This is a genomic window from Dermacoccus sp. UBA1591, from assembly GCF_002322065.1.
In the GTDB taxonomy this organism is placed as follows: Bacteria; Actinomycetota; Actinomycetes; order Actinomycetales; family Dermatophilaceae; genus Dermacoccus; species Dermacoccus nishinomiyaensis.
In genome coordinates, this window is sequence record NZ_DCNR01000063.1 from 1 (window position 1) to 10,245 (window position 10,245).

The following is a 10,245-nucleotide window of genomic DNA, read 5'->3' on the forward strand; positions in this document are numbered from 1 at the left end:
CGAACCGGGCCTTCGTCATGACCGGGCGACGATTGCCTCGCCCCGCGCGGCCACGCGAGAGCGTCAGCGCAGACGCGAGACGAACTTGTCCATCGTCGTCATCGGGCCGGTGAAGAACGGGATCTCGTGACGCACGTGACGGCGCGCCTCGGTGTAGCGCATCTCGCGCATGAGGTCGAGGATGCGGTGCAGGTCGTCGGCCTCGAACGCGAGGATCCACTCGTAGTCGCCGAGACCGAACGAGGCGATCGTGTTGGCGCGCACGTCGGGGTACTCGCGCGCGGCCATGCCGTGGTCGTGGAGCATCTTCTTGCGCTCCTCGTCGGGCAGCAGGTACCAGTCGTAGCTGCGCACGAACGGGTAGACGCAGATGTACTCGCGGGCACGCTCGTCGGCCATGAACGCGGGGATGTGGCCGCGGTTGAACTCGGCGACACGGTGCATCGCCATGTTCGACCAGAACGGCGTGAGGTGACGCCCGAGCTGCGTCGCGAGGAATCCGCGGTAGGCGCTCTGCAGTTCGTCGACGGATTCGCTGTGCATCCACAGCATGAGGTCGGCCTCGGCGCGCAGGCCGGCGAGGTCATAAGCGCCGCGGACGGTGACGCCCGTGTCGGCGAGCGAGTCCAGGAAAGCCTGCGCCTCGGTGGCGATGGCGTCGCGGTCGCCGTCGATCTCCTTGGAGACGGAGAAGACCGACCACATCGCGTACACCAGCGAACCGTTGATGCGATCGACCATGACGTGCTTCGGTTCGGCCTTGCTCGCGGTGTCTGCGGGGGTGTTCGTCTCGGACGTCATCGTCCGCCTCCTTGTCGTGGCACTTCTTCGGATTCTGGTGGAGAGTCTAGGCGCGGGGCGCGCTCGAGGTGACGGCGCGATCGGCGGCCGCGCGGGCCGTCGCGACGCACGCGGGGATGCCGACACCGTGCATCGCGGCCCCTGCGACAGCGAGTCCGGGCAGGTCGGCGAGCGCGTCCTCAGCCCGTTCGATGCGCGCCAGGTGGCCCAGGGCGTACTGGGGCAGCCCGTCCCGCCAGCGCTGCACGTGCTGATCGCGCGGCGTCGGCAGCGGGTGGCCGAGGGCGTGCTCGAGGTCGGCCAAGCCCGCTGCGGCGAGGGCGTCGTCGCCCTCGTCGAGGATCGCGTCGTCGCGGTGGCGTCCGAGCGAGACCCGCACGTACGTGACGCCGGGGGCAGCCTCGGCGAGCCACGGCCACTTGATCGACGAGAACGTCGACGCCTTGATCGTGCGGCCGTCGACGGGCGGGACGAGGAAGCCCGTACCCTGCGGAAGCTGCTGTGCGACAGCCGAATCGAACGCGTAGGTGACGATGGCCATCGAGGCGTACTCGATCTCGGCGAGCGCGTCGGCCGCCTCGGGCGCGAGGTCGGCGAGCAATCGGGCTGTGACGGGCGCCGGCGTCGCGAGGACGACGGCGTCGAACGTATGCGGCTCGGGCAGGCCCTCGACGTCGACCTCGACGTGCCAGCCGGCGCGGTGCGCGAGGGCGCGACGCAGGTCTGTGACGGTGGCCCCGGTGCGGATCGCCACTCCTCTGGCGTCGAGGGCTTCGCGAAGTTTCTCGGGCAACGACCCCATGCCCCCGGCGGGTGCGCCGAACACCTGGCGGGCGTCGTTCGACGAAACGGCCGACGACGCCGCCGCAGCAGCCTGCGTCAGCGGGGTGCCGGCGCGCAGCGCGGCGTAAAGGGCGGGGACGCAGGCGCGCGTCGACAGCTCGCGCGCGTGGCCGGCGTACACGCCACCGAGCAGCGGTTCGACCATGCGGTCGACGACGGCCGAGCCAAGTGCCTGCTCGACGGCGTCACCGACGCTGATGTCGGCGTCAGCATCGTCGAGGGTGAGGCTGACGGCCCGTTCGTCGGCGGCGCGCGCGACCTCGGCGTCGTCGAGGAGACCGGCGGCGGCGTGTGGGTCGGACGGGATGCCCATGAGCGTGCCCGCGGGCAGCGCCTCGAGCGAGCCTCGCGACCACAGCATCGCTGGAAAGCGTTGCGGGTGAACGGAATCGACGCCGAGATCGGCGAGCAGCGCGACGACTTCGGGCCGACGCCAGAGCGCCGACTCGGCGCCGACGTCGACGGCGTGCCCGGCGATCACCTCTTGGCGCAGCTTGCCCCCGACGCGTTCGTCCGCGTCGAACACCGTCACCTGCGCGTCCGGGTGCGTCGTGCTGACGTGCCACGCTGCGACGAGCCCCGAGATGCCACCACCGATGATGCCGACCTTCATGTGATCCAGCATTTCACCTCGCATCCCCAGCCACGTCGTCGGGGGGCGCCTGCGGCCCAGATGGTGACGAAGGTCCTACGTGCGTACCGGCCGTCATCATTGCGCCGCCTCTGCGCCCCTGGACACGACGCGCACGAGACTCGACTCGCCCCTAGGGTGACGCCATGCGCACGCCCCACCCGACCGCCGACGTTCCAGAGCAGGGCATGCCCACACCGCCACCTGCCGATGCGGCCTCCACCGGCGACGCTCGGCGCCGTCACCGAACCTTGTCGAACCTGACGCCCGCCGAGCAACTGCGCGCCGGGCGTCTCGGGCTGCGTCTGCCCCAGTTGTTCGTCGGCCTGACGCTGTACGGCGCCGCGATGGGTCTGTTCGTGCGCAGCCATGTCGGCCTCGACCCGTGGGACGTGTTCCACATGGGCGTCAGCGAACACACGGGGCTCGACATGGGCACCGTCACGATCATCACGTCGTTCGCCGTGCTGCTGTTGTGGGTGCCGCTGCGCCAATGGCCGGGGCTCGGGACGATCGCGAACTCCGTCTGGATCGGGCTCGCCCTCAACGCGACGCTCGCCGTCACGCCCGACGTGCACGGCGTCGCCTGGCAGGTGGTGGTCTTCGCGCTCGGGCTGGTCCTCAACGGCATCGGCGGTGCGATGTACATCGGCAGCCAGCTCGGCCCCGGCCCGCGCGACGGGTTGATGACAGGCCTGCACCACCGCACCGGTGCGAGCCTGCGCCTCATCCGCACCGGCATCGAGGTGAGCGTCCTCGTCATCGGGTGGCTGCTCGGCGGCGTCGTCGGGCTCGGCACCGTGGCCTACGCCCTGCTCATCGGCCCGCTCGTGCAGTTCTTCCTGCCGTGGTTCATCGTCGACCTGCACCGTGGAGCTGCTACGCCCCATGAAGACGTCGGCCCCGAAGCGCACTGATCCACTGCCGCCGCCCTCCACCTTCACCGCGCTGCCCGCCTCCCGAGCGCAGCTGAGTCACTTCGTGCGACCCGCGTCGGTCAGGACTGACTCACGTGGCACGAAGTGACTCAACCGCAAGAACGAGCGCCGAACCTCAGGCACTCAGCCAGCGACGCACCCGTGGTGGTAGGTCGTCGCGACGGCGCGTCAGCGCGAACTGGTGCGACGCGACGACGACGGCCGCAACGAGCAGACTCGCGCCGGCGAGCGTCGTGTCCCACATGACGGTGAGCGCGGACGCCACCCCGAGCGTCATGACGAGGTGGATGCGGCGGGTGCGCATCGCGAGCAGCACACCGCACGGCAGCACGGTGAACGCGTACCAGGAGTGCACGACGGGCGCGAGCAGGACGACTGCGGCGAACACTCCCGCGTTCGTCACCATCGCCGACGGCAATTTGCCCGTCGGCCGGCGCAGCGCCGCCCAGATGACAAGGATGACGGCGAGACCCATGCCGGCGCCGCGGATGAGCGACATCGCGAGGTCGCCGGCCTCGTCGCTGATGAAGCCGAAGAAGTAGCGGGGCAGGTAACCGAGAGCCGTGGGGATCGAGGCGGGCGTGACGACGACGCCCGGCACGCTGAGCGCGCGGATCCAGCCGACGCCGAGGCCATATGGGATGCCGCACAGCGCCGTCACGAGAGCCCCCAGCAGCCCCGCCTGTGCGAGGCGGGCGAAGCGTCGACGCAGGTCGACGCCCACCGGCAATGACAACAACACGACGGGGACGACGGCCACGATGGCGGTGAACTTGACCCCTGCGGCGACACCGACGAAGACGGTGGCCCACACCCAGCGCCCCGCCGCTGCCCACACGAGCGCGACCGTGACGAGGCCCATGAGGAGCACGTCGTTGTGCTCGCCACCGAAACCGTGGGCGAGCACGAGCGGGGAGGCCAGCGTCAGGGCGCTCGCGAGCGCGGGGCTGACGTCGAGGCGACGCGCGAGACGCGGCACGGCCCAGGCGGTGAGGACGAGCCCGATGATGATCGGGACGCGCTGCAGCCACACGAGAACCGTCGGTTCCTTCACGACCTCGGTGCACAGGGCGCCCCACGTCAGGGGCAGCGGACCGTATGGCGTCGGGGTGTAGCGCCAGATCGGGTCGACCATCGAGGTGAGCAGTTCGGGCATCTCCCCCGGGGAGACGACGTACGGGTCGCGGCCCGACTGCGTCAGTGCCCCCTGCGCGAGGTAGCTCCAGCCGTCGTGGGAGAACATCGGCGGCGCGATGAGCCACGGCAAGGCCCACAGTGCCGTCAGGCGCCGGACGACGGCCGTCGCCGCGCGTTGCGCGACGCCGTCGCGGGGCGTGTGCCGGGTGGCGCGCGCGAGGTCGACCCAGGCCCACGCGAGCAACAGCATGCCGGCAGCGACGATGATCCAGCCCGCGACGCGCCCCAGCTGCTGCTGGTAGAGCCAGTGCAGCGGCGCGAGCACGTCGCGCACCGGGCCCGGCGGCAGGTCGTTCGTCATGAACCCGCCGAGCATGGCGAGCGCGGAGCCGACGACGCCGCGCGCCGTCAGCCCCTTGCTCGTCGTGAGCGCTTGGGCGGGGCGCTCAGCGCGCGGAAACGCTGTGGACACGCTCTACGACCCGGGTGACGACGTCGGGGTCGGTGCTCGGCAGGACGCCGTGACCGAGGTTGAAGATGTGGCCCTTCGCGCGCCGACCGGCTGCGACGATCTCGTCGACACGCGCCGCGAGCGGCTCCCACGGCGCGAACAGCAGCGCCGGGTCGAGGTTGCCCTGCAGCGCGTACTGGTTGCCGGTGCGCTCGCGGGCCGCGTCCAGGCTGACGCGGAAGTCGACGCCCACGACGTCGGCGCCCGCCTCACCCATCGCACCGAGCAGCTCGCCGGTGCCGACGCCGAAGTGGATCTTCGGCACGTCGATGCCGGGAAGATCGTCGACGGCGGCGAGGGCCGTGCGGGAATGGGGCTGGACGAAGCGCAGGTAGTCGTCGAGCGGCAGGTTGCCGACCCACGAGTCGAACAGCTGGATGGCGCTCGCGCCCGCTGCTGCCTGAACGCGCAGGAAGGCGCCCGAGATCTGCGCGAGGCGCGCGCACAGGTCGTTCCACAGCTGCGGATCGCCGTACATGAGCGCCTTGGTGTTCTCGTGGTTCTTCGACGGCCCACCCTCGATGAGGTACGACGCGAGCGTGAACGGCGCGCCGGCGAACCCGATGAGCGGCGTGCCACCGAGCTCGGCGGTGATGAACTGCACCGACTCGGTGATGTCGGTGACCATGTCGGGCGTCAGCTCGGGCAGACGCGCGAGGTCGGCGCGCGTGCGGAACGGTTGGGCGACGACGGGGCCGACGCCCGCGACGATGTCGAGGTCGACACCGGCCGCAGCCAGCGGCACGACGATGTCGGAGAAGAAGATGGCCGCATCCACGTCGTGGCGGCGCACGGGCTGCAGCGTGATCTCGGTGACGAGGTCGGGGCGGCGGCACGACTCGAGCATCCCGACGCCTTCACGCACCTTGCGGTACTCGGGCAGCGAACGCCCCGCCTGCCGCATGAACCACACCGGCGTGTACGGCACCTCCTCGCCGCGGGCAGCCTTGATGAGGACGGAGTTGCGCGGGTCTGCGTTCACTTCGGTCACGTCGTGGATTCTCTCACGCGCCCCTTGCCGCGACGCGGTCATCCGCGCGTCGAGGGTGTGACGTCTCGTCCGACATGGAGTTGGGCCCTGTCGAAGTCGCTCCCAGTCCGTCCCGCTCCTGCGGCGCGTCAGCCGCCCGCCCACGCTGGCCCCATGACGACCGACACGACGACGACGCCGCACGCCGACGACGCCCGACGTCCCACTGACGAACTGCGCACCCCGCGCCTGACGCTGCGTCGATGGACGAATGACGACGTCGACGCCGCTCACACCGGCCGCGGCTACGTGACGGAGGCTGCGCGCGCCATCCTCGACGAAGCGCTCGCCGGCGGCCTGCGCCGCGGCGTCGCCGTCACCGATCTCGACAACCACGCCTCGCAGCGGGTGGCCCGCAGGATCGGCATGCACCACGTCGGCCGCGCACGCGTCGACGACGACCAGGAACTGGAGTTCTTCGTCAGCTGACGACGGACGCGCGCAGCCCCGAGACGCGCTCGGCGCCGAGCCGACGTCCCGTCACAGCGTCACGAGGACCACGCCGACGACCGTCAGCGCTACCCCGACGAGTTGCACCATTCGCAGCCGCTCGGCGAGCACGAGGCGGGCGAGAAGGAGCGTCGCGACGGGGTACAGCGAGCCGAGCACGGCGACGATCGACACCTGCCCCTGCGCGGACGCCGCCGCGAACAGCAGGTTCGCCGTCAGGTCGCCCATGCCCAGCAGCGGCAGCACGAGCACGTCGCGGCGCGTCAGCGGTTCCCGGGCGAGCCCCTTCGAGCGCAGGGCGAACAGCGTCGGCAGCAGCAGCGTCAGCGACCCGCAACGCATCGCCAGCATGGCTCCCGACAAGTCGTGCCGCGCACCACCGTCCATGCAGTACAGCGACACCCCGAACCCGAGCGCGGAGATGCACGCGAGGACGACGGGGCGTCGCCCGACGTCGCCGCTCAGTTCCGGTCCGCTCGCGAGCACCGCACCGGCGAGCGCCACGAGCAACCCGATGCCGATCGAGGGCGTCCACGCGTCCCCGCGCACGAGGCCGAGGACGACGGGGACGATCGCGCCCAGCGCCGTGATCGGCGAGACGACACCCATCGTCCCGCTGGACAGCGCCGCATACAGACACATCAGCCCGACGGCGCCGCTCAGCCCCGCGCCGACGCCCCACGTCGCCCACGACGTCCAGTCGGACGAGCCGTGCGTGCCGGAGAGGGAGACGACGCCGAAGAAGATCAGTGCCGCGACGAGTCCCCCGAGCTGCGACAGGGCCACCACCTTGACGGGGTGGAAGCGTTTCGCCCACAGCCCGCCCACGAAGTCGGCCGTGCCCCACACGGCGGAGGAGAGCAGCGCCACGAACGTCACCATTCGCGCCACTCTAGGGCCATACGCCCGGCGAGACCCCAGCGCACCGCCTGTCCCCATCTGCGATTTTCGTCCACATTCACTCCTGGTGAATGTGGACGAAAATCGCAGATGGGGACAGGAATCGCCGATGGGTCCGGGCGGGGCCCTTGACGACCCGCGCGGCGTGGCTCCCAGGTTTCGCGTGATAACGCCCCTAGGGTTACCGCCATGGGCATGCACACGTTGAGGCACGATGACGCGACGTATTTCGCCGACGTCGTCGAAACGGTCAAGGCCGCCGCCGTGCGCCCGCAGGTGCACCTCACCGAGGTGCCCGCGCCGCGTCGCATCGCCCCGCACGCCGTCGCGTTCTCGGCGGAGGTCGTCGACCCCAAGAACGCTGACGACGTCCTCGGCACCGGCCGTTTCGTCCTGCTGCACGACCCCGCCTCCCCCGAGGCGTGGCACGGTACCTGGCGCATCGTGACGTTCGCGCGCGCCGAACTCGAATCCGAGATGGCGACCGACCCTGCGCTCGGCGCCGTCGGTTGGGACTGGCTCCTCGAATCGCTCAAGGACGCAGACGCGACCTACTCCGCGGAGGCCGGCACTGTCACCCGTGTCGTCAACGAGAGCTTCGGCGGTCTCGGCGAGCGCCCCTCCAGCGTCGAACTCGAGGTCCGTGCGTCATGGACGCCCGACGAGTCGAACATCGCCGCGCACCTGCTCGGCTGGTCGAACCTCATGTGCACCGTCGCCGGTCTGCCCCCCGTTCCGGAAGGTGTGACGGCGCTTCCCGGGCGCTTCTGATCCATGAACGACTCCCCCACCTCACGACCCGCGGCGCACCGCGACGAAGCCCCGCCAGCGCGGCGAGCGAGCGCCGAGCCTGTATCGGCCCGCTCTTCCTCGAGTGAATCCCCGGAACCGCAGGAAACGCCTGCGTACCCCCTCCTCGAAGCACCGGCGGACGGCGTCCCGGACGTCATCACGACCGCTGCTCAACTCAAGGAATGCTGCGCCGCCATTCGTGCTGGCCACGGCCCGGTCGCCATCGACGCCGAGCGCGCCTCGGGTTTCCGCTACGGCAACGACGCCTATCTCGTGCAGTTGCGCCGCGAGGGCTCGGGTACGTGGCTCATCGACCCCGTCCCGCTCAACGATCTGAGCAGCCTCAACACCGCGATCGGCAGTGCGGAGTGGGTGCTGCACGCCGCGACGCAGGATCTGCCGTGCCTCAAGGCCCTCGGTCTGCGCCCGCGCAAGCTGTTCGACACCGAACTCGGCTCACGTCTCGCGGGTCTGCCGCGCGTCGGCCTCGCCGCCGTCACCGAGCACTTCGTCGGTGTGACGCTCGCGAAGGAGCACTCGGCGGTCGACTGGTCGACGCGCCCCCTGCCGCACGATTGGCTCGTCTATGCGGCGCTCGACGTGGAGCGGCTCGTCGAGGTGCGTGACGCGCTCGCCGCTGACCTCGAGGCGCAGGGCAAGGCCGAGTGGGCGCGTCAGGAGTTCGAGGCACTGCTCGACTACGAGGGCCCGACGCCGAAGAAGGAGCCGTGGCGACGCACGTCCGGCCTGCACGCCCTGCGTGACCTGCGTCAGCTCGCCCGCGTTCGCGCCCTGTGGCAGACGCGCGAGGACATCGCGCAACGCCGCGACACGACGCCCGGGCGCGTTTTGCCCGACGCCCTCATCATCGACCTCGCACGGCGCAACCCGCACGACACCTCCGGCCTCGTCGGCCCGCCCGCCATCCGCCCGCGCGTCGGTGACGGTTCCGCGCGACGCCGCCGTCCGCGTCCTGCGCACCGGGGTCTCGCGCGCTACGGCGAGCGTTGGCTCGCGGCGCTGAAGGCCGCCGACGCCCTGCCGAACCGCGAGCTGCCGACGGCGACGCAGCGCACCTCGGCTCCCCCGCCGATCCGTGCGTGGCATGACAAGAACCCGGCAGCGGCCGGGCGTCTCGACGACGTCCGTTACGGCTTGCAGCGCTTCAGCGAGGAGCGTCGCGTACCCGTCGAGAATCTCGTGACGCCCGATCTGCTGCGCCGCGTCATCTGGTCACCGCCCGCCGACACGAGCGAGGACGGCTGGCACGCGGCGCTGAGCGCCGGCGGAGCTCGCCCGTGGCAGTGCGACATCGTCGCTCCGCTGCTCGCCGAGGCGGCTCTCGACCACCCGTCGCGCTGACGCCCTGCACGCCCGGCCCACGGGTCCCCGCCGTGCCTGCACGCCCACCGAACGCCCGCTGCAGCTGCGTCACGTGCCGCTGCGTGCGGTCAGTCAGGACTGACGCACGCAGCGCCGGGTGACTCACCCAGCCCCCTCCCGTGCACGAATCCGCCCCCTTTCGTACTCAGCGGTAACAAAGCGCGTTAGCCTGGGCACGTCAGCTTCGTCTAGCTTCGGGAGGCATCGTGCCCCGCACGCTCCATGAGGTCGTCTTCGTCGACGGTGTTCGCACGCCGTTCGGCAAGGCCGGTGAGAAGGGCATGTACGCCCAGACCCGTGCCGACGACCTGGTCATCAAGTGCATTCGTGAACTCATGCGCCGTCAGCCGAACCTGCCGCCGGAGCGCGTCGACGAGGTCGCCATCGCGGCCACGACGCAGATCGGCGACCAGGGTCTGACGATCGGGCGCATGGCTGCTCTGTTGTCGGGTCTGCCCAAGTCGGTGCCCGGTTACGCCATCGACCGCATGTGCGCGGGCGCGATGACGGCCGTGACGACGTCCGCGTCCGGCATCGCGTTCGGCGCGTACGACGTCGTCATCGCCGGTGGTGTCGAGCACATGGGCCGTCACCCCATGGGTGAGGGCACCGACCCGAACCCGCGCATCGTCGCCGAGAAGCTCGTCGACCCGAGCGCCCTGGTCATGGGCAAGACGGCCGAGAACCTGCACGACCGCTACCCGGCGATCACGAAGGAGCGCTGCGACGCGTTCGCCGTCGCCAGCCAGAACAAGCTCGCGAAGGCGTACGCGGAGGGCAAGATCCAGCAGGATCTCGTTCCCGTCGCGACGCGCAACGTCGAGAAGGG

General features: G+C 70.8%; 10 protein-coding genes. 5 read left to right on the plus strand and 5 right to left on the minus strand.

Annotated features, from left to right (window positions below):
• Nucleotides 1–63: 63 nt before the first annotated feature.
• Together hemQ and hemG are read right to left on the minus strand one after the other, a co-directional pair.
• Nucleotides 64–801, minus strand: a complete 738-nt coding sequence (gene hemQ, locus B2284_RS06900) for a hydrogen peroxide-dependent heme synthase (protein ID WP_074039210.1) — start codon at nt 799–801, stop codon at nt 64–66.
• Between the two features lie 46 nt (nt 802–847).
• On the minus strand, nt 848–2,257 hold the full coding sequence (gene hemG, locus B2284_RS06905) for a protoporphyrinogen oxidase (protein WP_286697321.1): 1,410 nt from the start codon (nt 2,255–2,257) through the stop codon (nt 848–850).
• Nucleotides 2,258–2,463: 206 nt separating this feature from the next.
• Between hemG and yczE the strand changes: the two genes are divergently transcribed.
• Entirely contained in the window at nt 2,464–3,192 is a 729-nt protein-coding gene (gene yczE, locus B2284_RS06910; protein ID WP_286697322.1) for a membrane protein YczE, read from the plus strand.
• Nucleotides 3,193–3,328: 136 nt separating this feature from the next.
• Here yczE and mptB read toward each other — a convergent pair whose 3' ends face one another.
• Nucleotides 3,329–4,822 carry a polyprenol phosphomannose-dependent alpha 1,6 mannosyltransferase MptB gene (mptB, locus tag B2284_RS06915; RefSeq protein WP_074039209.1) on the minus strand — a complete coding sequence of 498 codons (1,494 nt, stop codon included), beginning with the start codon at nt 4,820–4,822 and terminating at the stop codon, nt 3,329–3,331.
• The gene (hemE, locus tag B2284_RS06920; protein ID WP_074039208.1) at nt 4,797–5,894 is read right to left on the minus strand and encodes a uroporphyrinogen decarboxylase; all 1,098 of its coding nucleotides are present in this window, start codon (nt 5,892–5,894) and stop codon (nt 4,797–4,799) included. Before hemE ends, mptB begins: the two co-directional genes overlap by 26 nt.
• 111 nt (nt 5,895–6,005) lie before the next feature.
• Here hemE and B2284_RS06925 point away from each other — a divergent pair, with 111 nt between their 5' ends.
• A complete protein-coding gene (locus B2284_RS06925; RefSeq protein ID WP_074039207.1) occupies nt 6,006–6,320 on the plus strand; it encodes a GNAT family N-acetyltransferase in 315 nt (104 codons plus the stop codon).
• Nucleotides 6,321–6,371: 51 nt separating this feature from the next.
• Here the strand turns inward: B2284_RS06925 and B2284_RS06930 are convergent, their stop codons facing one another.
• Entirely contained in the window at nt 6,372–7,223 is an 852-nt protein-coding gene (locus tag B2284_RS06930; RefSeq protein WP_074039206.1) for a DMT family transporter, read from the minus strand.
• 207 nt (nt 7,224–7,430) lie between these two features.
• On the opposite strand from B2284_RS06930, the gene B2284_RS06935 reads away from it, so the two are divergent.
• The 3 genes from B2284_RS06935 to B2284_RS06945 all read left to right on the plus strand — a co-directional run.
• A complete protein-coding gene (locus tag B2284_RS06935) occupies nt 7,431–8,012 on the plus strand; it encodes a DUF3000 domain-containing protein (protein ID WP_006945278.1) in 582 nt (193 codons plus the stop codon).
• A gap of 3 nt (nt 8,013–8,015) precedes the next feature.
• The gene (locus B2284_RS06940; protein ID WP_074045406.1) at nt 8,016–9,395 is read left to right on the plus strand and encodes an HRDC domain-containing protein; all 1,380 of its coding nucleotides are present in this window, start codon (nt 8,016–8,018) and stop codon (nt 9,393–9,395) included.
• A gap of 227 nt (nt 9,396–9,622) precedes the next feature.
• A partial coding sequence (locus B2284_RS06945; protein WP_476728568.1) for a thiolase family protein occupies nt 9,623–10,245 on the plus strand: 623 nt, incomplete at its 3' end.